The sequence below is a fragment of the Bradyrhizobium sp. 22 genome (assembly GCF_000482425.1).
GTDB lineage: Bacteria > Pseudomonadota > Alphaproteobacteria > Rhizobiales > Xanthobacteraceae > Bradyrhizobium > Bradyrhizobium japonicum_B.
In genome coordinates, this window is sequence record NZ_KI519399.1 from 1431339 (window position 1) to 1453992 (window position 22654).

The 22654-nt window shown below is 65.8% G+C and carries 27 protein-coding genes and 1 riboswitch; of the genes, 13 read left to right on the plus strand and 14 right to left on the minus strand.

Going from position 1 to position 22654, the window contains the following annotated elements; translation table 11 throughout:
* Positions 1-10: 10 nt before the first annotated feature.
* From K410_RS0108095 to K410_RS0108105, 3 genes are read right to left on the minus strand one after another with little or no spacing between them, the layout of a single operon-like run.
* Positions 11-1399, minus strand: a complete 1389-nt coding sequence (locus K410_RS0108095) for an ATP-binding protein (protein WP_028134383.1) — start codon at positions 1397-1399, stop codon at positions 11-13.
* A gap of 19 nt (positions 1400-1418) precedes the next feature.
* On the minus strand, positions 1419-2150 hold the full coding sequence (locus K410_RS0108100; RefSeq protein WP_028134384.1) for a response regulator: 732 nt from the start codon (positions 2148-2150) through the stop codon (positions 1419-1421).
* Positions 2147-2689: a MarR family winged helix-turn-helix transcriptional regulator gene (locus K410_RS0108105; RefSeq protein WP_028134385.1), complete on the minus strand. Its 543-nt coding sequence runs from the start codon at positions 2687-2689 to the stop codon at positions 2147-2149. The genes K410_RS0108100 and K410_RS0108105 overlap by 4 nt, the downstream gene beginning before the upstream one ends.
* Positions 2690-3028: 339 nt before the next feature.
* Between K410_RS0108105 and K410_RS0108110 the strand changes: the two genes are divergently transcribed.
* The 5 genes from K410_RS0108110 (at position 3029) to K410_RS0108135 (ending at position 7133) form a co-directional block, all read left to right on the plus strand.
* The gene (locus K410_RS0108110) at positions 3029-4111 is read left to right on the plus strand and encodes a branched-chain amino acid aminotransferase (RefSeq protein ID WP_028134386.1); all 1083 of its coding nucleotides are present in this window, start codon (positions 3029-3031) and stop codon (positions 4109-4111) included.
* 112 nt (positions 4112-4223) lie between these two features.
* Positions 4224-4748, plus strand: a complete 525-nt coding sequence (locus K410_RS0108115; protein WP_028134387.1) for a YegJ family protein — start codon at positions 4224-4226, stop codon at positions 4746-4748.
* Between the two features lie 40 nt (positions 4749-4788).
* Positions 4789-6309, plus strand: a complete 1521-nt coding sequence (hisS, locus tag K410_RS0108120) for a histidine--tRNA ligase (RefSeq protein ID WP_028134388.1) — start codon at positions 4789-4791, stop codon at positions 6307-6309.
* 119 nt (positions 6310-6428) lie between these two features.
* The gene (locus K410_RS0108130) at positions 6429-6629 is read left to right on the plus strand and encodes a tautomerase family protein (protein WP_028134389.1); all 201 of its coding nucleotides are present in this window, start codon (positions 6429-6431) and stop codon (positions 6627-6629) included.
* A 111-nt stretch (positions 6630-6740) separates the two neighbouring features.
* Positions 6741-7133 (plus strand): thioesterase family protein, encoded by a 393-nt coding sequence (locus K410_RS0108135; RefSeq protein ID WP_028134390.1) that lies wholly within the window; start codon positions 6741-6743, stop codon positions 7131-7133.
* An 18-nt stretch (positions 7134-7151) separates the two neighbouring features.
* Here K410_RS0108135 and K410_RS0108140 read toward each other — a convergent pair whose 3' ends face one another.
* The 3 genes from K410_RS0108140 to K410_RS0108150 all read right to left on the minus strand — a co-directional run bounded on the left by K410_RS0108140 (position 7152) and on the right by K410_RS0108150 (position 10105).
* The gene (locus K410_RS0108140; protein WP_028134391.1) at positions 7152-8513 is read right to left on the minus strand and encodes an NAD(P)H-dependent oxidoreductase; all 1362 of its coding nucleotides are present in this window, start codon (positions 8511-8513) and stop codon (positions 7152-7154) included.
* 80 nt (positions 8514-8593) lie between these two features.
* On the minus strand, positions 8594-9418 hold the full coding sequence (gene proC / locus K410_RS0108145) for a pyrroline-5-carboxylate reductase (RefSeq protein WP_028134392.1): 825 nt from the start codon (positions 9416-9418) through the stop codon (positions 8594-8596).
* 186 nt (positions 9419-9604) lie between these two features.
* On the minus strand, positions 9605-10105 hold the full coding sequence (locus K410_RS0108150; RefSeq protein WP_028134393.1) for a type III secretion system chaperone family protein: 501 nt from the start codon (positions 10103-10105) through the stop codon (positions 9605-9607).
* A gap of 462 nt (positions 10106-10567) precedes the next feature.
* Positions 10568-10727, plus strand: a riboswitch (FMN riboswitch).
* 77 nt (positions 10728-10804) lie between these two features.
* Between K410_RS0108150 and K410_RS0108155 the strand changes: the two genes are divergently transcribed.
* Positions 10805-11365 (plus strand): 6,7-dimethyl-8-ribityllumazine synthase, encoded by a 561-nt coding sequence (locus K410_RS0108155; RefSeq protein ID WP_028134394.1) that lies wholly within the window; start codon positions 10805-10807, stop codon positions 11363-11365.
* A 118-nt stretch (positions 11366-11483) separates the two neighbouring features.
* Here the strand turns inward: K410_RS0108155 and K410_RS0108160 are convergent, their stop codons facing one another.
* The 5 genes from K410_RS0108160 to lgt all read right to left on the minus strand — a co-directional run bounded on the left by K410_RS0108160 (position 11484) and on the right by lgt (position 16168).
* The gene (locus K410_RS0108160; RefSeq protein WP_028134395.1) at positions 11484-12437 is read right to left on the minus strand and encodes a ribose-phosphate pyrophosphokinase; all 954 of its coding nucleotides are present in this window, start codon (positions 12435-12437) and stop codon (positions 11484-11486) included.
* A 192-nt stretch (positions 12438-12629) separates the two neighbouring features.
* Positions 12630-13256, minus strand: a complete 627-nt coding sequence (locus tag K410_RS0108165; RefSeq protein WP_028134396.1) for a hypothetical protein — start codon at positions 13254-13256, stop codon at positions 12630-12632.
* Between the two features lie 162 nt (positions 13257-13418).
* Entirely contained in the window at positions 13419-14186 is a 768-nt protein-coding gene (pgeF, locus tag K410_RS0108170; RefSeq protein WP_028134397.1) for a peptidoglycan editing factor PgeF, read from the minus strand.
* Positions 14186-15301: a class I SAM-dependent methyltransferase gene (locus K410_RS0108175; protein ID WP_028134398.1), complete on the minus strand. Its 1116-nt coding sequence runs from the start codon at positions 15299-15301 to the stop codon at positions 14186-14188. Before K410_RS0108175 ends, pgeF begins: the two co-directional genes overlap by 1 nt.
* A 21-nt stretch (positions 15302-15322) precedes the next feature.
* Complete coding sequence (gene lgt / locus K410_RS0108180; RefSeq protein ID WP_028134399.1) at positions 15323-16168, minus strand: prolipoprotein diacylglyceryl transferase; 846 nt, start codon at positions 16166-16168, stop codon at positions 15323-15325.
* A 198-nt stretch (positions 16169-16366) separates the two neighbouring features.
* Here lgt and K410_RS0108185 point away from each other — a divergent pair, with 198 nt between their 5' ends.
* From K410_RS0108185 to ychF, 4 genes are all read left to right on the plus strand, one after another.
* Positions 16367-16618: an accessory factor UbiK family protein gene (locus K410_RS0108185; protein ID WP_007596812.1), complete on the plus strand. Its 252-nt coding sequence runs from the start codon at positions 16367-16369 to the stop codon at positions 16616-16618.
* 267 nt (positions 16619-16885) lie between these two features.
* Entirely contained in the window at positions 16886-17602 is a 717-nt protein-coding gene (locus K410_RS0108190; RefSeq protein WP_028134400.1) for a 50S ribosomal protein L25/general stress protein Ctc, read from the plus strand.
* Positions 17603-17663: 61 nt separating this feature from the next.
* Positions 17664-18275: an aminoacyl-tRNA hydrolase gene (gene pth / locus K410_RS0108195; protein ID WP_028134401.1), complete on the plus strand. Its 612-nt coding sequence runs from the start codon at positions 17664-17666 to the stop codon at positions 18273-18275.
* A gap of 171 nt (positions 18276-18446) precedes the next feature.
* Positions 18447-19544 (plus strand): redox-regulated ATPase YchF, encoded by a 1098-nt coding sequence (gene ychF / locus K410_RS0108200; protein ID WP_028134402.1) that lies wholly within the window; start codon positions 18447-18449, stop codon positions 19542-19544.
* Between the two features lie 167 nt (positions 19545-19711).
* Here the strand turns inward: ychF and K410_RS0108205 are convergent, their stop codons facing one another.
* Positions 19712-20008, minus strand: a complete 297-nt coding sequence (locus tag K410_RS0108205; RefSeq protein ID WP_028134403.1) for a DUF4282 domain-containing protein — start codon at positions 20006-20008, stop codon at positions 19712-19714.
* Positions 20009-20174: 166 nt separating this feature from the next.
* On the opposite strand from K410_RS0108205, the gene K410_RS0108210 reads away from it, so the two are divergent.
* The 3 genes from K410_RS0108210 (at position 20175) to K410_RS40275 (ending at position 21443) form a co-directional block, all read left to right on the plus strand.
* On the plus strand, positions 20175-20627 hold the full coding sequence (locus K410_RS0108210; protein WP_028134404.1) for a MaoC family dehydratase: 453 nt from the start codon (positions 20175-20177) through the stop codon (positions 20625-20627).
* Positions 20627-21106, plus strand: a complete 480-nt coding sequence (locus K410_RS0108215) for a MaoC family dehydratase (protein WP_028134405.1) — start codon at positions 20627-20629, stop codon at positions 21104-21106. The genes K410_RS0108210 and K410_RS0108215 overlap by 1 nt, the downstream gene beginning before the upstream one ends.
* A gap of 190 nt (positions 21107-21296) precedes the next feature.
* A complete protein-coding gene (locus K410_RS40275; protein WP_028134406.1) occupies positions 21297-21443 on the plus strand; it encodes a hypothetical protein in 147 nt (48 codons plus the stop codon).
* Positions 21444-21482: 39 nt separating this feature from the next.
* Here the strand turns inward: K410_RS40275 and K410_RS40280 are convergent, their stop codons facing one another.
* Positions 21483-21620, minus strand: coding sequence for a hypothetical protein (locus K410_RS40280; protein WP_007614812.1), 138 nt, complete (start codon positions 21618-21620; stop codon positions 21483-21485).
* Positions 21621-21909: 289 nt separating this feature from the next.
* Positions 21910-22335: a hypothetical protein gene (locus K410_RS0108230; RefSeq protein ID WP_028134407.1), complete on the minus strand. Its 426-nt coding sequence runs from the start codon at positions 22333-22335 to the stop codon at positions 21910-21912.
* Between the last annotated feature and the right edge of the window lie 319 nt (positions 22336-22654).

The following is a 22654-nucleotide window of genomic DNA, read 5'->3' on the forward strand; positions in this document are numbered from 1 at the left end:
GCTACGGCAGCTACACCGGGATCCGCACGCTCGCCCGCAATCCGCCCATCGGGCTGTCGCCGAGCGTGATGTCGCCGCCGTGGGAGCGGGCGATGTCGCGGGCGATGGCAAGGCCAAGGCCGGTGCCGCCTTCGTCCTGGTTGCGGGCGTTGTCCAGCCGCAGGAACGGCTTGAACACTTCTTCGCGCAAATGCGCCGGAATGCCCGGGCCGTCGTCGTCGATCGTCACGGTCAAATAACGGTGATCACGCTGGCCGGTGATGGCGATGTTCTTGCCGTAGCGCGCCGCGTTGGTGACGAGGTTGGCGAGGCAGCGCTTGAACGAGGCCGGCTTCACCGTCACCACCGGCAGGCCGTGGAAGGCGACGGTCGCGGTGTGGCCATGGCGCTCGGCATCGCTGCGCAGTTCCTCGAGCGCCTGCGCCATGTCGGTCGGCTGCGACTGCTCGCCGGAATCGCCGCGCGCGAAGGCGAGGTAATCCTCCAGCATCATCGACATCTCGTCGACGTCCTTGCGCATGCCCTCGAGCTCGGGGCTGTCGCCGATCAGCGCCAGCTCGAGCTTGAAACGGGTCAGGATGGTGCGCAGATCGTGGCTGACGCCGGCGAGCATCGCGGTGCGCTGCTCCATCGTGCGCTCGATGCGCGATTTCATCTCGAGAAAGGCGACGGAGGCGCGCCGCACCTCGCGCGCGCCGCGCGGGCGGAAGTTAGGGGCTTCGCGGCCCTTGCCGAAGCTTTCGGCGGCGTCGGCAAGCCGCAGGATCGGCTTGATCTGGTTGCGCAGGAACAGCACCGCGACGATCAGCAGGATCGAGGACGTGCCGACCATCCAGAACAGGAAGATCTCCGAATTCGAGGCGTAGGCGGCGCTGCGCTGTGCGAACACGCGCATCACGGCATCGTCGAGCTGGATGCGAATCTCGACCAGATTGGAGCGGCCGACCGTGTCGATCCAGAACGAGCGCCCGATCTGGCGGCCGAGCTGCACCGACAGGGTCTGGTCGAGCAGCGAGAAGAACGGCTTCGGTCCCGGCGGCGGCATGTCGCCGGCGGGCAGGAAATCGACCACGAGGCCGAGCCGCTGCTGGGCGATGCGGCGGATCTGGTCGCGGTCCTTGTCCTGCGGATAGCCCTTGTAGACGTCGATCAAGGCGGCGATGTCCTGCACCACCGCGGCCGAGAGGCGGCGCGTCACCGTGTTCCAGTGCCGCTCCATGAACACGAAGGCGACGACCGATTGCAGCACCACCATCGGCACGATCATGATGAGGAGCGCGCGGGCATAGAGGCCGGTCGGCATCCAGCCCTTGAACGCGTTGCCCATCCAGCCATTGGCGGCGGAGACGCGGCCGGCGGCGCTCTTCAGAAGCGTCAGGCCGGTGTCGATCGTGCTCATCTGGCGCGCTTCACTTGATTTATGGCGAGGCCACCAGCCGGTAGCCGATGCCGCGCACCGCCTGGAGGAACAGCGGATTGGCGGGGTCGGTCTCGATCTTGCGCCGCAGGCGGTTGATCTGCACGTCGACGGCGCGCTCGTTGACGCTGCCATTGCCGGTCAGCGCGCTGCGCGGCACGGTCTCGCCCGGCGTCTCCGAGAGAATGCGCAGCATCTCGCGCTCGCGGTCGGTGAGGTGGATGACCTCCTCGCCCTGGCGCAGCTCGCCGCGCTCGAGGTGATAGATGTAGGGACCGAAGGCGATCTTCTCGATCGTCGTGGCCTGCGGCGGCGGGGCGGCGCGCTTGAGGATGTTGTTGATGCGCAGCGCCAGCTCGCGCGGCTCGAACGGTTTTGCCACGTAGTCGTCGGCGCCGATCTGCAGGCCCTCGATGCGGGCCTCCGCCTCGTGCCGCGCCGTGAGCATCACGATCGGCACCGAGGAGGATGTGCGGATGAAGCGGGCGAGATCGAAGCCGGTCTCGCCGGGCATCATCACGTCGAGGATCAAGAGGTCGAAATGCAGACCCAGCAATTTAGATCGTGCATCACCGGCGCTTGCGGCGGTGGTGACGCGGTAGCCTTCGCCGGCAAGGAAGCGCGAGAGCAGATCGCGGATGCGACGGTCGTCGTCGACCAGCAGCAGATGCGGCGCGTCGTCGGCAGGGCGCGCCGGCGGGCGGGCGAGAATGGCAGCGAGCGACACGGTCACTCCTTGGTGGTTTGATTGACGGAAGCGAAGATGGTCTCGAGCACCTTGTCCGGATCGTCCCGATCAATCATCGCGCGCAGGAAGCGCTTGACCGTCTCGGCGTCCTGCGGACCGATCTCGGCGAGCGCCTTGGTGATGCGCGTGGTCTGCAGCCCCGCGAGCTTCTGCACCAGCGCCTCGCCCTTCGGCGTCGCATAGAGCAGGCGCTGGCGGCGATCGTTGTCACCGGTCTTCTGCACGATGTAACCCTCGTCCAGGAGTTGCTTGAGCACGCGGCCGAGCGATTGCTTGGTGATGCGCAGGACGTCGAGCAGATCGGCGACCTTGAGGCCGGGATAGCGGTAGACGAAGTGCATGACCCGGTGATGGGCCCGGCCGAAGCCGAAAGCCTCCAGCTCCTGGTCGGGATCGCCGACGAAATCGCGATAAGCGAAGAACAGCAGCTCGATGATATCCCAGCGCAAATTGCCTCCATCGCCTGCCGCCGGCCGAGGCTCGGCGGCGTCTTCAGCGGGACTCGCGAAATTTATGTCAGGCATATTGACGTATCTTGGGTTCAATGTTACAAAACGATCAGCCCGCACGAAATTTTAGGTCGTTTCGCGGCGGACGGCATCGAAGCGGGACGGCGGAAGGAGCCGGACAGGCGACGACGGCCGGATCAGATCTACCGTGCGATTGTCGAGCGGCATTTCGGCAAAACATACTGGACTTCCGCCTCCCGCAAAAGCATGTCCTCAGCGACATGCTGGCCACGGGAAACCGGCCGTAACAAGGCTGGCGACGGGGTCCAGCCAGAAACCAGTCAAGCCGGCCGGCCCCGACGGGGCGGGCGGGCGCGAGAAACAGCGCCGTTACCGGCAGCGGGAGCCAAGGACATGAGCATGACATTCGACATCCAGCCCGCAACCCATCCGACGCCCGAGAAGGACCGCGTCGCCAAGCTGGTCGACCCCGGCTTCGGGCGGGTCTTCACCGATCACATGGCGATCGTCCGCTACAACCAGGCCAAGGGCGGCTGGTACGAGGCGAAGATCGAAGCGCGCGCCAATTTCCAGCTCGATCCGGCCGGCGCCGTCCTGCACTACGCGCAGGAGATCTTCGAAGGCCTGAAGGCTTACAAGCGCGACGATGGCGGCGTGAACCTGTTCCGGCCCGACGCCAATGCGCGGCGCTTCAGGGACTCGGCCGACCGCATGGCGATGGCCCAGCTTCCGGAAGACGTCTTCATCGAGGCGGTCGAGCAGGTCGTGCGCATTGATCGCGCCTGGATGCCGGGCGGCGAGGGCAGCCTTTACCTGCGGCCCTTCATGATCGCGAGCGAGACCTTCCTCGGCGTCAAGCCGTCGTCCGAATACATCTTCTCGGTCATCGCCTCGCCGGTCGGCTCCTATTTCAAGGGCGGCCCTGCGCCGGTCTCGATCTGGGTGTCGGAGAACTACACGCGCGCCGCGGTCGGCGGCACCGGCGCGGTCAAATGCGGCGGCAATTATGCCGCCAGCCTGCGCGCGCAGGCCGAGGCGATGCAGCACGGCTGCGATCAGGTCGTCTTCCTCGATGCGATCGAACGCCGCTACGTCGAGGAGCTCGGCGGCATGAACGTGTTCTTCGTGTTCGACGACGGCTCGCTATCGACGCCGCCGCTCGGCACCATCCTGCCCGGCATCACCCGCGATTCCATCATCACGCTGGCCCGCGATGCCGGCAAGACCGTGCGCGAGGAGCCGTATTCGCTCGAGCAGTGGCGCAAGGATGCCGCCAGCGGCCGCCTGAAGGAAGCCTTTGCCTGCGGCACCGCCGCCGTGATCTCGCCGATCGGCAAGGTGCGCTCGGTCAGCGGCGATTTCGAGATCTCGGGCGGCGCCGCCGGCCCCGTCGCCATGGGCCTGCGCAAGCAGCTCGTCGACATCCAGTACGGCCGCACCAACGATCCGCACAATTGGATCCGCAAGGTGTTCTGAGTGTCTCCCTCTCCCCGCTTGCGGGGAGAGGCGAAGGGCTGACACCATGAACGCCCCGCCATGATCTCGCGACAAAGCCAGGACGCATCAAGGCATCCTGGGTATCGCGATCATGGCAGCAAGACTCTCCCAACCCGTGAAATGGGTCGTTCTCGCCGCAATCACCGGCATCTCGGTTTTCGGCATCCTGACCATCGGTCCGACCCACGAGGTCGTCGCGCAAGACCGTTCGCCGATCGTCGACGTGCGCACCAGCGATCCCGAGATGAATGCGGCGATGGCGCGGGCCCGCGGCACGCTGCCGGCCTTCTGGGCCTCCTACGAGGCGCAGAAGCGGTCGGAGACCGGGCACGCCTTGAAGGTGCGTTTTTCGACCCGCAAGGGCGGCGAGCACATCTGGATCGGCGAGGTGAAGAAAGAGCCCGACGGGACCTTTACCGGTCTGTTTGCCAACCAGCCGCGCGATCTGCCGGGCAAGCATGCCGGCGACAAGGTTTCGTTCACGGAGGCCGACATCTCGGACTGGATGTTCATGCGCAACGGCAAGATCGTCGGTGGCGAAACCATCAAGCCGACGCTGAAATCGCTGCCGAAGGCGGACGCCGATGCGCTGCGGGCGCGGATGGAGCAGCCGTAGAGCAGTTGCCGCCTCGCGCCCCGGCTGGTAAACGCCGCGCATGGCCGAGAAACCCAAAAAACCCCAGAAACTGAAGGCGCGCCTGCCGCGCGGGCTCGAAGATCGCGATCCCTCAGCGATCCGGGCGACCCGCGAGATGGTCGAGACAATCCGTGCCGTCTACGAGCTCTACGGTTTCGAGCCGGTGGAGACGCCGGCGATGGAATATACCGACGCGCTCGGCAAGTTCCTGCCTGACCAGGACCGTCCGAACGAGGGCGTGTTCTCGTTCCAGGACGACGACGAGCAGTGGATCAGCCTGCGCTACGATTTGACCGCGCCGCTGGCGCGCTATGTCGGCGAGCGCTACGGCACCGACGCGCTGGTCCTGCCCTACCGCAGCTATCGCGTCGGCTATGTCTTCCGCAACGAGAAGCCCGGCCCCGGCCGCTTCCGCCAGTTCATGCAGTTCGATGCCGATACGGTCGGTTCGGCGACGCCGGCGGCGGACGCCGAGATCTGCATGATGGCGGCCGACACGATGGAGGCGCTCGGCATCGCGCGCGGCCAGTACGTGGTGAAGGTGAACAACCGCAAGGTGCTCGATGGCGTTCTGGAAGCCATCGGGCTCGCGGGTGAGGAGAACGCGGCGCGCCGGCTGACGGTGCTGCGCGGGATCGACAAGCTCGACAAGTTTTCCGCCGACGAGGTGCGCAAGCTGCTCGGTCCCGGACGCTGGGACGGCGGCGAAGAAGGCAAGGGCGACTTCACCAAGGGCGCCAATCTGAGCGAACCCGAAGCCGACGTCGTGCTCGCCATCACCAAGCCGCGCGACGACTGGAAAGAGGCCGTTGCCGCTGCGGAAGCCTACCTCGCCAAGAGCCCGGTCGGTCAGGCCGGCGTGAGCGAGCTGGAAGAGATTGCCAAGTTGGTCACTGCGTCGGGCTACGGTGCGGACCGCATCAAGATCGATCCCTCCGTCGTGCGCGGCCTAGAATATTACACCGGCCCCGTCTACGAGGTCGAACTGCTGCTCGAGACCAAGGACGACAAGGGCCGCCCGGTGCGCTTCGGCTCGGTCGGCGGCGGCGGGCGCTATGACGGCCTCGTCTCGCGCTTCCGCGGCGAGCCGGTGCCGGCAACCGGCTTCTCGATCGGCGTGTCGCGCCTGCAGGCCGCGCTGACGCTGCTCGGCAAGCTCGACACCAAGCCGGACTTCGGCCCCGTCGTCGTCACCGTGTTCGACCGCGACCGCGTCGCCGACTATCAGAAGATGGTTGCGTCCTTGCGCAGCGCCGGCATCCGTGCCGAGCTCTATCTCGGCAATCCCAAGAACATGGGCAACCAGCTCAAATATGCCGATCGCCGCAACTCGCCCTGCGTCATCATCCAGGGCTCCGACGAGAAGGCGCGCGGCGAGCTGCAGATCAAGGACCTGATCGAAGGCGCCAAGGCGGCGGCTGCGATCGCCTCCAACCAGGAATGGCGCGAGAGCCGCCCGGCGCAGTTCTCGTGCAGCGAAGCCGATCTCGTCGCGAAAGTGCGCGAGGTCCTGGCCCGCCATGACGTGAGCTGGGGCTAGCCATTCGCCCCATTCGTCATGCGCGGGCTTGACCCGCGCATCCATCTTCAAAATGATGGATTGCCGGGTCAAGCCCGGCAATGACGAGTGGAAGATGAACGCGCAGCAGGGAGACAACGATGCCTGAGATCACCATCAGCATGGCCGAAGGCCGCACCGACGAGCAGAAGGCCGGCATGATGCGCGACATCACGCAGGCGCTGGTGAAGAATCTCGGCGTCGATGCCGATGCCGTCGTCATTCAGATCAACGAAGCCCCGCTCCGCCACAAGATGAAGGGCGGCAAGACCTTCGTGGAACGCGCGGCGGCGGCGAAGTGACGCGTTAGCGTCATTCCGGGGAGCGCGAGCGCGAACCCGGAATCTCGCGCCGCCAATTTCTGGATTCCGGGTTCGGCGCTACGCGCCGCCCCGGAATGACGAGCAAGACCCATGGACGCACGCGATTCCATCACGATCGGCATGAGCGCCGAGCGCACGCTGGTGGTGCCGGCCGAGCGCACGGTCGGGCATTTCGTGCCCGGCATGCCCTTTGTTTATGCGACTCCGATGATGATCCTGGAGATGGAGATGACCTCGGGCGATGCGATCCGCTCAGCGTTGCAGCCGGGCTGGGTCACCGTCGGCACCGAGGTCGACATCCGCCATCTCGCGGCCGCCCTCGTCGGCGCGACGGTGCGGACCGCCGCAAGGGTGATCGCGGTCGAGCGCCGCGTCATCCGCTTCGAGGTCGAAGCTTTCGAGGGTACGCGCAAGCTCGGCGAAGGCCGCCACGCGCGCGGGCTTGTCAATGTCGAGATGTTCAACAAGCGGCTCGGAGCTTAACGCGGCCGTGGACTTCGCCTAATCCACCTTCCGCGCTTTCGGAGACGAATACGACGTTTCCTGCTCCCTGCGGAGACGCACGGCAGGCAGCCTCTCGTCGATTGCCACATCCGCCCAGGTGATGCAGGCGTCTTTGGCGACCGCCTTGGTCAATCGCACATTATGTGCAAGCCCAAGCGGCAAATAGCCCTTTTCAAGCGAGGTGCTGGCAGGCGTCAGCTTGCCGAAGACGGTATAGCCGCCTTCTCCGTCGAGCGTGTCTCCCTCGCGCAAGTCCTTCTTGGCCGTGGCGGCAACATCGGCGTTGAACGTCGTTGCAACGCCTGTCGCCTCGTTGCGCAGAGCGATCGAGGCTACTGAAATTCCAAGCTCCAGACCTATGAGATGCCACTTCTTGTAGGAGCACATGTAACGACCGCTCGGGTCGGTAACGACGCTGTATTCCTGGAAGCAGTTGCGGATGTAATCGCTGTCGCCTTCGAAACAGACCCAGACGCCCTTGCGGATGTCGTTGGGGATCGGTTTGCCTTCGGCCGTCAGGCAGGACACGACTTCGACCTGGCCCTTGGATTCCAGGATGCCGCCCTCGGAACGGGGGCGCATCAGCGTCGGAATGTCGTCGACCGATCCCGGCGGGAATGCGAGGCCTTGCGATGGCGCTTCCAGGCCGGTTGCGTTCGCGATCGCGGCGGATTCGATCGCAGGCTTGGAGCCGTCGAGAAACGCGTTGAACATTTTTGGATTCATGCCGCCGCGCGCAGCTTGTTCGGCAGACAATCCCCAGTGATCCCAGACTGTTTCGGGCGTCGATTCCCGGTAGTGCGGCAGCCATTTGTGCCCGCGGCCCGCCGCCACAACGGGAAACCCGCAGGCCCTTGCCCAATCGACGAGGTCGCAGGCGAGGGCCGGCTGATCGCCATAGGCGAGGCTATAGATCACGCCGGCCTGCCGGGCTCTTTGCGCGAGGATCGGTCCGCAGAAGGCGTCGGCCTCGACGGTGACGTTGATGACGGCCTTGCCCGCACCAAAGGCGCCAAGGCAATGCTCGACCGCCGCGACGGGATTGCCGGTGCATTCGGCGATCAGCTCGATGCCTTCGCACTTCACCAGGGCTTCCCAGTCGTCGGTCAGGAAGGTCGTCCCGCTCTTGAGCGCATCGTCGAGCGAGGTCGCGGCGAATTGCTCCGGATGCCAGCCAACCCGGTTCAGATTTTCCCGGGCGCGCGACGGAGACAGGTCTGCAATTCCGACCAGATGGACGCCCGGCGTGCGCAGAATCTGATGCAGGTACATTGCGCCGAACTTGCCTGCTCCGATCAGCCCGATCTTGATCGGACGCCGCTCGGCCTGTCGCTCGAGAAGTTTCGCGTAGAGGTTCACGATCGCTCTCCCTGCCGGCAACAGCCCGGACCGCCTCGCATTCGGCCGCTGGATCGGTGGCCGAAGCGCTCTTGATCTTCCTACTTCGCCAGTTCCTTCGATCGCTTGGTCGCCGCCGCAATCGCGCGGATCATCAGCTCACGCAGGCCAGGCTGGCCCATGAGAACGCCGAGCGCCGCAGCCGTGGTGCCGCCGGGCGAGGTGACGTTCTGGCGCAGCGTGCTCGAGGGCAGCTCCGACTGGTGCAGCAACTCGCCGGAGCCCGCGACCGTCTCGCGCGCGAGCTTCGTCGCGAGCGCCTCGGGCAAACCGGCTTCGACGCCGGCGCGTGCCAGTTCCTCGGCGAGCAGGAACACATAGGCCGGCCCGGAGCCGGAGACGGCAGTCACCGCGTCCATCAGGCCTTCGTCCTCGACCCATTCGACCGCGCCGGTGGCGCGCAGCAGCGCGTCGGCCAGTGCGCGCTGCGCGGTGCTGACGTCGTTGGCCGCGACGGCCACGGTAATGCCGCGGCCGATCGCGGCCGGCGTGTTCGGCATCGCGCGCACCACGGCGCCGCCGCAGACCTCCTGGAGCGAGGCGATCGTGGTTCCCGCCATGATCGAGACCACCGAGGTCTTGTCCGAGACGAACGCTTTCAATCTGACGCCGGCCTCGCGGAACATCTGCGGCTTCACCGCGACGACCAGCGTCTCGACGGGGCCTGCCGTCGTCGCATCGGGATTGAGCGCGACACCCTTGGCGGCGAGCGCGGTGATCTCGGGCGAGAGATTCGGATCGATCACGGCGACACGGCGCGGGTCGATCCCGCCCGAGAGCCATCCAGTCAGCAGCGCGCCGCCCATCTTGCCGGCGCCGGCGAGCAGGATGGTGCCGGTGATGTTTTGGAGAGGATTGTTTGCCATCGCCGTTGCCACACACTCAGGCGTCATCCCCGCGAAGGCGGGGATCCATAACCACAGGCGGTTCTAGTGGATCGAGGTGTTGGCAACAAGCCGCGGGCCACGAGGGGCATCACGCGGTATGGATCCCGGATCGGCGCGCGCCTAGGGCGCGCTTGTCCGGGACGACAGCGGAGGGCGAGGAGCGCCCTACGCCTCTCCGACCGTGTCGAACATCGCGGCGTCCATGGCCTCGGTCGTGGTCTTGCCCGCCCACACCACGAACTGAAACGCCGGGAAGTAGCGCTCGCAGGCATGGATGGCGCCGGCGAGCATGGCCTCGCATTGCGCGGTCGAGGCGGTAAGGCCGCCCGGCAGCACCAGGGCCTGGCGGTGCATCACCATGCCGGTGTTAGTCCACAGATCGAAATGACCGACCCACAGCTGCTCGTTGACGGCGGCGACGAGCCGCTGCACCTCGCCGCGGCGCGCGAGCGGAATCTTCATGTCGAAGGCGCAGGCCAGATGCAGCGCCTCGATCTCGCCCATCCAGGTGAAGGAGAGCTGGTAGTCGGTCCATTGTCCCTTCGAGACAATCGTGAGTTCGTCTTCGCCGGAGCGTTCGAACGGCCAGTTGTTGCTGGCAGCGATATCCTCGACCACCGCGAGCGGATGGCTTCTGGAATCGATAGTGCCTTCGAGCAGGGACATGCCGTCTCGACCTCTTGCCTTCTTGTTGTCCTTGATACGCACGCGGTCGGCCCGGCACGCTCTCCCTCAACGTCGCTGCTGCGATCCCTCAGGGTCGCTCATGCGATCCCCAGGTCGCTGTTGCGATCCCCTCGGATCAGCGCGGGCCTGTCGCGGATCAAGTGATGTGATTTGCGGAATCTGCGCAACGGGGTCCGGAGTCCGTCCACAAGCCAGGACTCGTTCGTCCACAGCTCATCTCCGCCACAATTCTTAACGTCGAACGTCCCGGATCCCGATCGAGGAGAACAAACCGGAATCGGATTCGGGGGTGCCAATCGTTAATTCCGTCCCGCGAGGGCCGGACCGCCAACAAGGACCTCTACGCCGGCATGGGACCATGCGATTTGCCCATGCGGAACGCGCTTGCCGCGCCGGCGCGCCGGCGGCATATTTCCGCCCAGGCCGTTCATCCCGAGCGGCCGATGTTCTCAGGGCGGGGTGAAAGTCCCCACCGGCGGTAAGGGCCGAAAGGCCCAAGCCCGCGAGCGCCTTCCCCAAGGGGGTAACCCGACGGGAAGGGTCAGCAGATTCGGTGCAACTCCGAAGCCGACGGTCAAAGTCCGGATGAAAGAGAACGGTCGGTAGCAGACGCATCGCAAGGTGCGGCTGCTTGTCGTTCCGTGTGCCCTGATTCTGGTCCTTAAACCGAGGAAAGCCATGAATCAGATGTTGCAAGACCCCCAAGTCCAAAACTCAGAAGTCCAACCGCCGCCGGTTCCGCAAGGACCCGCGACCGAGCATCCACGCTTCGCCAAGCCGCAGCGGGTGGCCTTCGTGCAGGCCCGCTGGCACCGCGACGTGGTCGAGGAGGCCCGCATCGCCTTCATGAAGGAGGCCGCGGCGCGGCACCTCAACCATGTCGACGTGTTCGAGGTGCCGGGCTCGTTCGAGATCCCGCTGCATGCGCAGGTCCTCGCCAAGACGCGCCGCTACACCGCGATCGTCGCGGCCGGCCTCGTCGTCGACGGTGGCATCTATCGCCACGAATTCGTCGCCGACACCGTGATCAAGGCCTTGATGGACGTGCAGCTGCGCACCGAGGTGCCGGTGTTCTCAGCGGTGTTGACGCCGCAGCAATTCCACGAGACCGAGGTGCACTATGACTTCTTCCGCAAGCACTTTGCCATCAAGGGCGTGGAAGTCGCCGAGGCCTGTGCCGAGACGTTGCTCGGCCTGGAGCGCCTGCGCGGTCAGGTCGCCGCGGGGATCGTGGGATAGGCCTGGTCATTCCGGGGCGCGCGGAGCGCGAGCCCGGAATCCATATGGCCGCATGAATGGTAAGAAATGGATTCCGGGTTCGCCTCTGCGAGGCGCCCCGGAATGACTGCCGTGAAAATCAGTCGAACAGGCTCGACACCGATTCTTCCGCGGCCGTGCGCGCGATCGCATCCGAGATCAGGCTGCCGATCGGCAGCGTGCGGATGTTCGGCGCCTTGGTCACGGCCTCCGTCGGCAGGATCGAGTCGGTGATCACCAGCTCCTTCAGCTTGGAGCCGGAGATGCGGGCGGCCGCGCCGCCGGAGAGCACGCCGTGGGTGATGTAGGCGTAGACGTCCTTGGCGCCCTTGGCGAGCAGTGCGTCGGCGGCATTCACCAGCGTGCCGCCGGAATCGACGATGTCGTCGACGAGGATACAGGTGTAGCCGGCGACATCGCCGATCACGTTCATGACCTCGGATTCGCCCGGGCGCTCACGACGCTTGTCGACGATCGCGAGCGGGGTGTTGATGCGCTTGGCAAGGCCGCGCGCGCGGGCCACGCCGCCGACGTCGGGCGAGATCACCATCACCTTGGAGAGGTCGAACTTGTCCTTGATGTCGCGCACCATCAGCGGCGCCGCGTAGAGGTTGTCGGTCGGGATGTCGAAGAAGCCCTGGATCTGGCCGGCATGCAGGTCGAGCGTCATGACGCGGTCGACACCGGCCTGCGTGATCAGATTGGCGACGAGCTTGGCCGAGATCGGCGTGCGCGAGCCCGATTTGCGGTCCTGCCGGGCGTAGCCGAAATAGGGCAGCACCGCGGTGATGCGGCGCGCCGAGGAGCGGCGCAGCGCGTCGGTGATGATGAGGAGCTCCATCAGATGGTCGTTCGCGGGAAACGAGGTCGACTGGATGACGAAGGCATCCGAGCCGCGGACGTTCTCCTGCATCTCGACGAAGATTTCCATGTCGGCGAAGCGCCGGACCACCGCCTTGGTCAGCGGCAGGTCGAGGCCTTGCGCGATCGCCTGCGCGAGGGCCGGATTGGAGTTGCCGGCGACGAGCTTGATGGAGCCGTTTTTGGCCGACATAGACGCTTCCTCCCGCGCTTTGCTGGATACGACGTTCAACATCTCAGATCCCACTGGAAGCACGGTTACGACGGGCGAGGAAATATCAGGCGGGAGGCTGCAATGGCAACCCGGAAGGCTACGTTTTCCCTTCGAAAATCCTGAGTCGGGCCAACGGTTTGGCCGCAACTTGAGGCCGTGGTTTAGCGGGGGTTATCGCTCGGCATAGCCGAGCGCGGAGGACGGCATGTCCGACGTCGGCGCCTCGGGAATCACGCTCGCCACCGCCGGTCCCCGCAAGCCAGGCGCTGCGCCAGGTGAGTCCGGCGTGCCGTTGATCATGTTGGAAAGTCCGCTGAATCCGGCTTGGGCGATCTTCCGCAGCACCAGATCGTCGGCGGCCGCCCAACCATCACGTGTCGCGTCGCGGCCACCCTTGACCGAGGTCGGTTCCTCGCCAGACAGGCGCAGCGCGCGCTGCTGATTGGCGTCGTAGACGTCCCAGACCCAGGCGATCACGGTCTTGCCGCGGACGATCTGGGCGGAGAGGTAGCTGCGCACGCGGTAGGCGGCCGAGCCTTCGCGGGAGACCACGGACAGGCTGCGCAGCTTGGATTCGCTGTCGAGCACGCCGACCATGCGGTCGAACACCTGCGGCGGCGGCCCGTCGATCGATTCGAACGCCACCGTCGCGCCCGAGCCGGCGCTCGGCGCCATCGCGTAGGAATTGGCGGCGCCGCCACCGCCGGCACAGCCGCCAAGCGCGGTCGCCGCCGCCAGCAGCATGACCGCCAGCACGCGCGAACCCGCACGGCCCAGGATGAATGACGCGTCCCTCATTATGGAGGGCAGCGATATCGTTAAAATCGATTAAGGTCTAGGGCGGCGGCGACACGGATACACAGTGTCATTCCGGGGCGTCCGAAGGACGAGCCCGGAATCTCGAGATTCCGGGTTCGATGCTTCGCATCGCCCCGGAATGACACGGTGTTGCCCTTGTGTTCACGCTTCGAGCGCGATGGCGTGGACGTGGCGGCCGTAATCCGGCTCCTTGCGATGCACCGAGCGGCGATAGCTGAAGAAGCGCTCGTCGGCATAGGTGTCGAGACCGAGATCGTCGATCATCAGGATGCCGGCGGCCTCGAGCCGCTGGCGGATGAAGCCGGCGAGATCGAACATCGCGTGTCCCTCGCGCACCGACGGGATGAAGAACATGGCGTTGTCCGCATCCGCCTCGATGAAGCGCGCCACGAACTCGTTGCCGACCTCGTAGCTGTCCTGGCGGATCAGCGGCCCGATCGCGGCGATGATGCCGCCTCGCGTGGCGCCGAGATCCTCCATCGCCGAGATCGTCGCCTCCAAGACGCCGGTGAGCGCGCCTTTCCAGCCGGCATGTGCACCGCCGATCACGCGTGCATGGGGATCGACGAACAGCACCGGTCCGCAATCGGCGGTGGAGACGCCGAGCGCGATGCCGGGCGTTTTCGTCACCAGCGCATCACCCTTCGGCCGCGGCCCGCTCGGCCATGGTGTCTCGGCAACCACCACGTCGGGCGAGTGGATCTGGTGCAGGCTGAGGAAGCGGTCCGCGCCGACACCGACATGTTCGGCCATGCGGCGGCGGTTCTCCGCAACGAGGCCCTGATCGTCGTTGGAGCCGAGCCCGCCGTTGAGTGCGGAATAGATTCCGCCGGAGACGCCGCCTTCACGCGTGAAGAAGGCATGGCGCAGGCCGGGCACAGCTGCCAGCAGCGAGGAGGTGAGCGTCATCAATTGCCTCCGGCCTGTTCGAAATCGCTGAGGCCGGCGATGCCCGTCAGCCGCGGCTCGGAGATGCCGAGCACCTTGAACATCGAGCCCATGCCGCTGCGCCCGGTGTCCGTCAGGCGCTTGAGCGCGATCGAAATGTCGGTGGCGACTTCCGGCGTCGCCTTCTGCATCAAAGCGGCGGCCCTCGTATCGATGCCGATGCGCTTGAGGAAGTCGCCTTGCGTCACCGGCCCGTGCACGCGCGCGCCGACGTCCTCGGCCGCGCGCGCCAGCGCCTGGAAGTCGACATGGGCGGTGACGTCGGCCTGGCCGGGTGCCTTCAGGGGATCGACGAAGGTGTGGCGGGCAATCGCCTGGAAGGTGTCGCCGGCGTCGCTGCGCAGATGGCCGTAGTCGATGATCAGGGCCGCGCCGTCCTGGTCGCGCACGCGGGTGGCGAGCTTCATGATCTCGCCGTCGGGCCGCCATTCGAACACGGCGCCGACAGGTGCGGCGCGCACCAGGGGCGGCAGCAGCACGTCGAAACGCGGGGTCGGCTCCGGCGCTGCGCCGAACTGAAGCCTGCCGTTGCCGTCGATCTCGATCACGCGCTCATGCCAGCCGTTCTCGAGTCTGACCATCTGGTGAATCGGCAGCACGTCGAAATATTCGTTGGCGAGGATGATGCTCGGGCCATCAGGCACGTCGTCGATGCTGTCGTGCCAGGAGATGTTGCGCACGGCGGACAGCGTCGCGCCCTGCCGCTCGCGCAGGACCGGATTGACCTCGACCATGTGGATATGGAGAGCCTGGTACAGCGGCGGCAGCACGCGAAGCGCGCGCAGCGCATCCGCCATCATGGTGCCGCGGCCGGGGCCGAGCTCGATCAGCCGCAGGAATTGCGGCGAGCCCATCTGCTTCCACACCGAGGCGGTCCACAGGCCCAGCAGCTCGCCGAACATCTGGCTGACCTCGGGCGCGGTGGTGAAGTCGCCCTCACGGCCGAGCGGATCGCGCGAGACGTAGTAGCCATGGCGCGGATGCATCAGGCACAGTTCCATGTAGCGCCAGACCGGCATGGGGCCCGACGCCTTGATCAGCGCCTTGATCTCGTCGAGTAGCGGCTGGTCGGTCACGGCGTACTTTCTCGAAATGAATTAACGAATGGCCTGGGCGGGCTGCGGCGCACCGCGCCTGACTGCCAATACAATAAGGATGAGGCCGACGATAAGCATCGGGATCGACAGCAGCATCCCCATGGTTAAGCCGCCCCAGAGGTAACCAAGCTGTGCGTCCGGTTCGCGGAAATGCTCGCCGGCGATGCGGGCCAGGCCGTAGACCAGGATGAAGGCGCCGAGGATCATGCCGGGGCGCCTCAGCGCGCCGAAGCGGATCATGACCGCGAGCACGGTGAACAGCAGGATGCCTTCCATGCCGGCCTGGTAGAGCTGGCTCGGATGGCGCGGCAGCTGCGTCGGATCGTTCGGGAAGATCATGGCCCAGGGCAGGCTCGCATCGGCGACGCGGCCCCACAATTCGCCGTTGATGAAATTGGCGATGCGGCCGAGCAGCAGCCCGACCGGGGCGACCGCGGTGGTGATGTCGCCGAGCGACAGGATCGGGATCTTGTTGCGATGGGCAAACCACATCACCGCGACGACGCAGCCGAGGAAGCCGCCATGGAAGGACATGCCGCCCTCCCATAGCCTGAAGATCGCGGCGGGATGATCGATGAAGAAGGGCAGGTTGTAGAACAGCACGTAACCGGTGCGGCCGCCGAGGATGATGCCGAGCGTCACCCAGAGGATGAAGTCGTCGATCTGGAGCAGCGAGATCGGCGCCGGGCCGCCCCACAGACGCTTGCTCTTCAGCAGCGAGCGCGCATAGAGCCAGCCGAACACGATGCCGCAGATATAGGCCAGCGCATACCAGCGGATCGCGAACGGGCCGATCTCGAGCGCGATCGGCTTGAAGGCGGGGAAGTCGATCAGAAGAAGCTGCATCGCGCCTTCTATGTCCAAGCGAAATCGCGGCGGTCGGCGCCTTCAGGCGCCCTGTGATTCTTCTTATGCAGGGACGTCGAGGACGATTGCAAGGACACCGGGGCATGACAAGGTTACCACCCCGCGGCTCTTGAACCGCTCCGTTCGGATTGCCATTGTGTTTCGGAGAGTTCGCGCAAAGTTTATCGGAGGCCCGCCATGACCCAGACCAACAACCGGTTTTTCGACGAGATCGGCCGCCTGATGAACGACGCCGCCGGGGCCGCCCAGGGCGTCAAGCGCGAGTTCGACACGGTGATGCGGACCCAGGCGGAGAAATTCCTGCGCGACATGGATCTGGTCAAGCGCGAGGAGTTCGAGGCGGTCAAGGATATGGCGCGCCTGGCGCGCGAGGAGAACGAGGCGCTGAAGGCGCGCATCGCGGCGCTGGAAGCCAAGCTCGGCGGGTAACCCACTCGGCGTCATTCCGGGGCGCGACGAAGTCGCGAACCCGGAATCTCGAGGTTCCGGGTTCGATGCTTCGCATCGCCCCGGAACGACGGGTACGGGACAACACCGGCGCCCGCAAAAAATCCCCGCATTTCCTTGTCATTTCCGCAGCTTCCGGGTAAAAGCCCGCCACGTTCGTGGCCCCCGCACCCCTGGAGGCTTGCTGCGAGCTATGCCATGGGCCGCGATGCGGCCCATTAACTTTTGCAAAAACAAGGACTTAACGACATGGCGACGACCGTCAAGGAATTGAAGGCGACCGCACGTCCGAAGAGCGGCAAGGGGGCCGCCCGGGCTGAGCGTCGCGCCGGGCGCGTGCCCGGAGTGATCTATGGCAACAACCAGCCCCCGGTGACGATCTCGATCGAAGATCGCGAACTGCGCCAGCGCATCCTCGCCGGCCGGTTCCTGACCACGCTGGTGGACATCGATCTCGAGGGCAAGAAGCACCGCGTGATTCCGCGCGACTATCACCTCGACCCGGTCAAGGACTTCCCGATCCATGTCGACTTCATGCGGCTCGGCGAAGGCGCCACCATCCGCATCAGCGTGCCCTTGCACGTCGTGAAGGCGGAAACCTCCCCGGGCGTGAAGCGCGGCGGCACCGTCAACATCGTCGCCCACGCAATCGAGCTCGAATGCGGCGTCGAGAGCATTCCGCAGTACATCGAGGCCGACGTCGGCGCGCTCGAAATCGGTCACTCGCTGCATCTGTCCGACGTCAAGCTGCCGGCCGGCGTGAAGGCGCTGACCCGCGAGGACGCCACCCTCGTCACCATCGTGCCGCCGTCCGGCTACGCCGAAGAGCAGAAGGCCGCGGCTGCGGCTGCGGCTCCGGGCGCTGCTGCGGCGGCTCCGGCCGCTGGCGCCGCGGCTCCGGCTGCGGGCGCTGCTGCGCCTGCCGCCGCTGCCAAGGCTCCCGCCGGCGGCGACAAGAAGAAGTAATCTCTCGAGAGAGCTGGCGCGCGGTTCCTGATCGCGCGCTGGCTGAGGGGCGCGCCGCGTCATGCGACTCTTTGTTGGGCTCGGCAATCCCGGCGCGAAATACGCACGTAACCGGCACAATATCGGCTTCATGGCCGTCGACGAGATCGCGCGACGCCATGGCTTTGCGCCATGGCGTCGTCGTTTTCAGGGCGAGACGTCGGAAGGCACGCTCGGATCCGAGCGCGTGATCCTGCTCAAGCCGACGACCTACATGAACGAGTCCGGCCGCAGCGTTCAGGAGGCGGCGAACTTCTTCAAGATCGCGCCCGGCGACGTCACGGTGTTCCATGACGAGCTCGAGCTGCCGCCGGGCAAGGTGCGGGTGAAGATCGGCGGCGGTATCGCCGGCCACAACGGCCTGCGGTCGATCTCGGCGCATATCGGCAACGACTATCGCCGCGTGCGCCTCGGCATCGGTCATCCCGGCGTCAAGGAGCTGGTGCACGGCCACGTGCTGTCGGACTTCGCCAAGGCCGACAACGAGTGGGTGGCGACGCTGTGCGAGGCCGTGGCCGAGCACGCAGGCCTGGTTGCCAAGGGCACGGACGCGACCTTCGCCAACAGGGTGCATCTGGCCATGCAGGCGAAGGGATTTTTGACCAAGGACGACAACGGAGAGAAATCGAGCTGATCTCTCTCCGTCATGGCCGGGCACAAGCGCGAAGCGCGTCTTTGCGTCAGATACCCGGCCATCCACGCCTTTCTTTCTCCGCGGAGCGAAGGACGTGGATACCCGGCACAAGGCCGGGCATGACGACTTCAACGTACGCACGCGCCCGCGGCGCGAAGACTGGAAGAGACCATGGGATTCAAATGCGGGATCGTCGGATTGCCCAATGTCGGCAAGTCGACCTTGTTCAACGCGCTGACCGAGACGGCCGCGGCGCAGGCCGCGAACTATCCGTTCTGCACCATCGAGCCGAATGTCGGTGAGGTCGCCGTGCCGGATCCACGGCTCGACAAGCTCGCGGCCATCGCCAAGTCCGGACAGATCATTCCGACCCGGCTGACCTTCGTCGATATCGCAGGCCTCGTCCGCGGCGCCTCCAAGGGCGAAGGCCTCGGCAACCAGTTCCTCGCCAATATCCGCGAGGTCGACGCCGTCGCGCATGTGGTGCGCTGCTTCGAGGATTCCGACATCACCCATGTCGAGGGCAAGATCGCCCCGCTCGCCGACATCGAGACTATCGAGACCGAGCTGATGCTCGCCGACCTCGACAGCCTCGAGAAGCGCGTCGACAACCTCACCAAGAAGGCCAAGGGCAACGACAAGGACGCCAAGGAGCAACTCGACCTCGTGGGCCGCACCCTGGTGCTGCTGCGTGAGGGCAAGCCCGCGCGTCTCGTCGAGCGCAAGCCGGAGGAGGAGCGCGCCTTTGCCATGCTCGGCCTGCTGTCCTCCAAGCCGGTGCTCTATGTCTGCAACGTCGAGGAAGGCTCGGCTGCGACCGGCAATGCGTTCTCCAGGGCCGTGGAGGAGCAGGCCGCCAAGGAAGGCGCGGTCGCCGTCGTCATCTCCGCCAAGATCGAATCCGAGATCGCCACCATCTCGCGCGAGGAGCGCGCCGAGTTCCTGGAGACGTTGGGCCTCGAAGAGGCCGGCCTCGATCGCCTGATCCGCGCCGGCTACCGGCTGCTCGACCTCATCACTTATTTCACCGTGGGCCCGAAGGAAGCGCGCGCCTGGACCATCCATCGCGGCACGAAGGCCCCGGCGGCGGCCGGTGTGATTCACACCGACTTCGAGAAAGGCTTCATCCGCGCCGAGACCATCGCGTATGACGACTACGTCGCGCTCGGCGGCGAAGCCGGCGCGCGCGATGCCGGCAAGCTCCGCCTCGAGGGCAAGGACTACGTCGTCGCCGATGGCGACGTGATGCATTTCAGGTTCAATACGTAAGCGGGGTCTCGTGCCCCGGACGCAGCGCAGCGCTTCCCTGGCGATGCGAAGCATCGTCCAGTGCGGTGCGCTGCAGAGCCGGGGCCCAGAGTTTTGAGTGTGGACGCATGGGTCCCGGCTCTGCGTCGCGTCATTTCATGCCGCGCCGCGTCCGGGACACGAGGCCCTTACCGCATCCCGCTGCCCTGGTCGCGGATCGCGCCGAGATGTTCGTTGATGCGGAAGACAATCAGGATCAGCTCCGCGACGATGCGCGAGAACACGATTCCGACGACGACGCTGGCAATCGAGGACAGCAGCACCAGGAAGCCGCCGAACGGGCTGATCGCCATCGCGGCGAGCCCGGAGAAGATGCCGGAGAGGCCGAACAGGCAGATCAGCGCGATCACCAGCCAATAGAAGGTCTTGATGATCGTCGGCGTGATGAAGCGGTCCCATTGGAAAAGGTCGCTGAATGAAAACATTGCTCTCCCCAGGGCACTGGGCCTTGATAAACCGATCGCGGCCCTCGGTCGATCCGACTCGGATCAACGCCGCCAGCCGGTATGTAGCACGAGCCATGCGGGCCGGCGGGTTGAGATTGCCGCAAAGTGCGGCCACAATCTGTCATTCCCGCAAAGCTTTCCCCAGATGACCCTGACCTTCGAAGATTTCCCGCCCGGCCGGTTCGGCACGTTCGGCCCGCGCCATGTCACCCGCGACGAGATTTTGGCCTTTGCCGCCGAATTCGATCCGCAGCCCATGCACCTGGACGAGGAGGCTGCCAGCAAAAGCATGCTGCGCGGCCTGTCCGGCTCGGGTTGGCATCTCTGCTCGCTGATGATGCGGATGATGGCCGACGGCTTCATCACCCGCGCGGCATCGCTGGGATCGCCCGGCGTCGACGAGGTGCGTTGGCTCTCGCCGCTGCGGCCCGGCGACGACCTCATGCTCGAGGTCGATGTGCTGGAGGCGCGCACCTCGAAGAGCCGGCCCGAGCTCGGCATCGTCAAGTTCAAATGCACCGTGCGCAACGCCAGGGGTGAGGCGCTCGCCGAGATGACGTCGCCGATCCTGATCAAGCGGCGCGAGGGAGCGGTCTGATGCGGTTCTTCGACGACATCGAGATCGGCCAGCGCCGCGAGATCGGCAGCTATACGTTCACGGCCGAGGCCATCAAGACATTCGCCGCCAAGTTCGATCCGCAGCGTTTCCATCTCGACGAGGAGGAGGGCAAGAACTCGCTGTTCGGCGGGCTTGCCGCGTCGGGCTGGCATGTCGGCTCGGCCTGCATGAGCCTGCTCGTCGCCGACGGCCAGCGTCTGGCGCGCGAGGCCGCCTCGCGCGGCGAGGAGGTCGCGGTATGGGGCCCGTCGCCGGGCTTTCGCGACCTGCGCTGGATCAGGCCGGTGCTCGCCGGCGACACCGTCGCGTATGTCAACGTCGTCACCGATAAGCGCATCTCGGCCTCGCGCCCCGGCTGGGGCATCCTGACCGCCCGCACCACGGGCACCAACCAGCGCGGCGAAGACGTCTATTCCATCACCGCTTCAGCCTTCGTGCCCAAGCGGAAGGGCGGTTAGATCTGTTCCAAGATGAACGGTCCAAATGATGCGCGAGTGTTGCCCGCGCGCTATGGACGCGATTCGGGCCGGCTGCCATAAGCCTGCGCAACATGGTTACCGCGAAGCGTTTTTGCGGAACCAGTGAGTTGCTAACTAATTATGAACCTGTCGCTGTCTATTTGAAACGAATTGGCAGGGGACGAGGACCATGGCAGATCGCGGCGCACTCAAGTTTGTTGGATTTATCTTCGCGACCGCGACGCTCGCAGTGATGCTGGTCGCCGGCATGGTGGTGAAGGGCTATGCCGATGGCGCCTACACCCTGGAAGCCTCGGTCGCCGAGGCGAGCCGGTAACACTTCGTTCATCTTTCGCGGCCGGCATCCGGCCGCGCCTCAGCGGCTATAGACGAACGCCAGGATGGCGATCGCAACCGCCAGCAGCCCGACAAAGCGCAGCATGATCGTGCCGAATTGATTCGGCGCGGGCCGCAACGGTATCGGGTCCGTGGTGTCGGGCCGAATGCTTTCCATCTGAAATGTCCCCCAGGGCCCGGCCGCAAGGCTGCCGGCGCTGGCATTAGTCGTTGGGGATGAGCGGAGGGTTCAAGCCATCCTCTCGTGTTCCGGACGCGCTGCAGCGCTCTTGCGCTGCTGCGCAGAGCCGGGACCCATCGCGCCGCGCATGCATCCGGGCCATTGGCCCCGGCTCTGCGGCGCGTCACTGCGTGCCGCACCGCGTCCGGGGCACGAAACCTCCCGGAATCGAAACCGCCGCGCTCTCTTCCGAGAACGCGGCGGCCGGTGATGCGGTGCTTGGCGATCAGCTGTTGCGCAGGCCGTCGGCGGCGCGCTTCCACTGTGCGACGTTGTCGGCGATCATGCGGGTCGACTTCATCGCGGCCTGGCTGAGCTGGGCATAGCCGGAGATCTCGCGCTGGACGCGCTGGCCTTCGGCATGGAGCAGGTCGCGCAGGCTCTCGAGCTCGGAAATCAGGTTCTCGATCTCGGCGAGCGAGGTGCCGGCGACGCGCTGGATCAGCGAGTTGACGTTGTTGACGGTGGCCTCCGCGCTCGGGTCGAGCGGCGGCGCGTCGGTGGTGGTGGTCGACGCCGGGCGGCGCAGATAGGCGATATCGTTGCGGACGAAGTCGCGGATGCCGGCCTCGACCTCGGTCACGGCGGCGAGGTTGGTGTCGACCGTCTCGGTCTCGGTGGCTTCGATCTTTTCCGGACGCATGGCGTTCATCGTTGTTCCCCTGTTCGCGTTGAGCGCAGCGCGAGTGTCCCCCGCACGACGACGTCTGTGAGGCTTCCTTATCAGGGCGTCCGATTTTGACCGCAAATGGGCCGAGATGCGGCAAGGGCGGACCATTCGGGGGTTTTGCCGTGGCGCATGGTTAGGAGAGTGTGAACGGCCAACCGCTGATTGACCCATGCCCTCATGGTGAGGGGCGCGCCCTTCGCGCGTCGCGAACCATGCAGGCCCCGCTGCGGCGGCGCGGGCCTCGATCCTTCGAGACGCGCTCCTTCGGAGCGCCCTCAGGATGCGGGAAAGCGTGGAGTTT

Excerpts from the sequence above, each read along its gene's own strand:
- K410_RS0108095 (WP_028134383.1), bottom strand. The coding sequence starts at position 1,399 with ATGAGCACGATCGACACCGGCCTGACGCTTCTGAAGAGCGCCGCCGGC.
- K410_RS0108105 (WP_028134385.1), bottom strand. The coding sequence starts at position 2,689 with ATGCCTGACATAAATTTCGCGAGTCCCGCTGAAGACGCCGCCGAGCCT.
- K410_RS0108110 (WP_028134386.1), top strand. The coding sequence starts at position 3,029 with ATGAGCATGACATTCGACATCCAGCCCGCAACCCATCCGACGCCCGAG.
- K410_RS0108115 (WP_028134387.1), top strand. The coding sequence starts at position 4,224 with ATGGCAGCAAGACTCTCCCAACCCGTGAAATGGGTCGTTCTCGCCGCA.
- hisS (WP_028134388.1), top strand. The coding sequence starts at position 4,789 with ATGGCCGAGAAACCCAAAAAACCCCAGAAACTGAAGGCGCGCCTGCCG.
- K410_RS0108130 (WP_028134389.1), top strand. The coding sequence starts at position 6,429 with ATGCCTGAGATCACCATCAGCATGGCCGAAGGCCGCACCGACGAGCAG.
- K410_RS0108135 (WP_028134390.1), top strand. The coding sequence starts at position 6,741 with ATGGACGCACGCGATTCCATCACGATCGGCATGAGCGCCGAGCGCACG.
- proC (WP_028134392.1), bottom strand. The coding sequence starts at position 9,418 with ATGGCAAACAATCCTCTCCAAAACATCACCGGCACCATCCTGCTCGCC.
- K410_RS0108150 (WP_028134393.1), bottom strand. The coding sequence starts at position 10,105 with ATGTCCCTGCTCGAAGGCACTATCGATTCCAGAAGCCATCCGCTCGCG.
- K410_RS0108155 (WP_028134394.1), top strand. The coding sequence starts at position 10,805 with ATGAATCAGATGTTGCAAGACCCCCAAGTCCAAAACTCAGAAGTCCAA.
- K410_RS0108160 (WP_028134395.1), bottom strand. The coding sequence starts at position 12,437 with ATGTCGGCCAAAAACGGCTCCATCAAGCTCGTCGCCGGCAACTCCAAT.
- K410_RS0108165 (WP_028134396.1), bottom strand. The coding sequence starts at position 13,256 with ATGAGGGACGCGTCATTCATCCTGGGCCGTGCGGGTTCGCGCGTGCTG.
- pgeF (WP_028134397.1), bottom strand. The coding sequence starts at position 14,186 with ATGACGCTCACCTCCTCGCTGCTGGCAGCTGTGCCCGGCCTGCGCCAT.
- lgt (WP_028134399.1), bottom strand. The coding sequence starts at position 16,168 with ATGCAGCTTCTTCTGATCGACTTCCCCGCCTTCAAGCCGATCGCGCTC.
- K410_RS0108185 (WP_007596812.1), top strand. The coding sequence starts at position 16,367 with ATGACCCAGACCAACAACCGGTTTTTCGACGAGATCGGCCGCCTGATG.
- K410_RS0108190 (WP_028134400.1), top strand. The coding sequence starts at position 16,886 with ATGGCGACGACCGTCAAGGAATTGAAGGCGACCGCACGTCCGAAGAGC.
- pth (WP_028134401.1), top strand. The coding sequence starts at position 17,664 with ATGCGACTCTTTGTTGGGCTCGGCAATCCCGGCGCGAAATACGCACGT.
- ychF (WP_028134402.1), top strand. The coding sequence starts at position 18,447 with ATGGGATTCAAATGCGGGATCGTCGGATTGCCCAATGTCGGCAAGTCG.
- K410_RS0108205 (WP_028134403.1), bottom strand. The coding sequence starts at position 20,008 with ATGTTTTCATTCAGCGACCTTTTCCAATGGGACCGCTTCATCACGCCG.
- K410_RS0108210 (WP_028134404.1), top strand. The coding sequence starts at position 20,175 with ATGACCCTGACCTTCGAAGATTTCCCGCCCGGCCGGTTCGGCACGTTC.
- K410_RS0108215 (WP_028134405.1), top strand. The coding sequence starts at position 20,627 with ATGCGGTTCTTCGACGACATCGAGATCGGCCAGCGCCGCGAGATCGGC.
- K410_RS40275 (WP_028134406.1), top strand. The coding sequence starts at position 21,297 with ATGGCAGATCGCGGCGCACTCAAGTTTGTTGGATTTATCTTCGCGACC.
- K410_RS40280 (WP_007614812.1), bottom strand. The coding sequence starts at position 21,620 with ATGGAAAGCATTCGGCCCGACACCACGGACCCGATACCGTTGCGGCCC.
- K410_RS0108230 (WP_028134407.1), bottom strand. The coding sequence starts at position 22,335 with ATGAACGCCATGCGTCCGGAAAAGATCGAAGCCACCGAGACCGAGACG.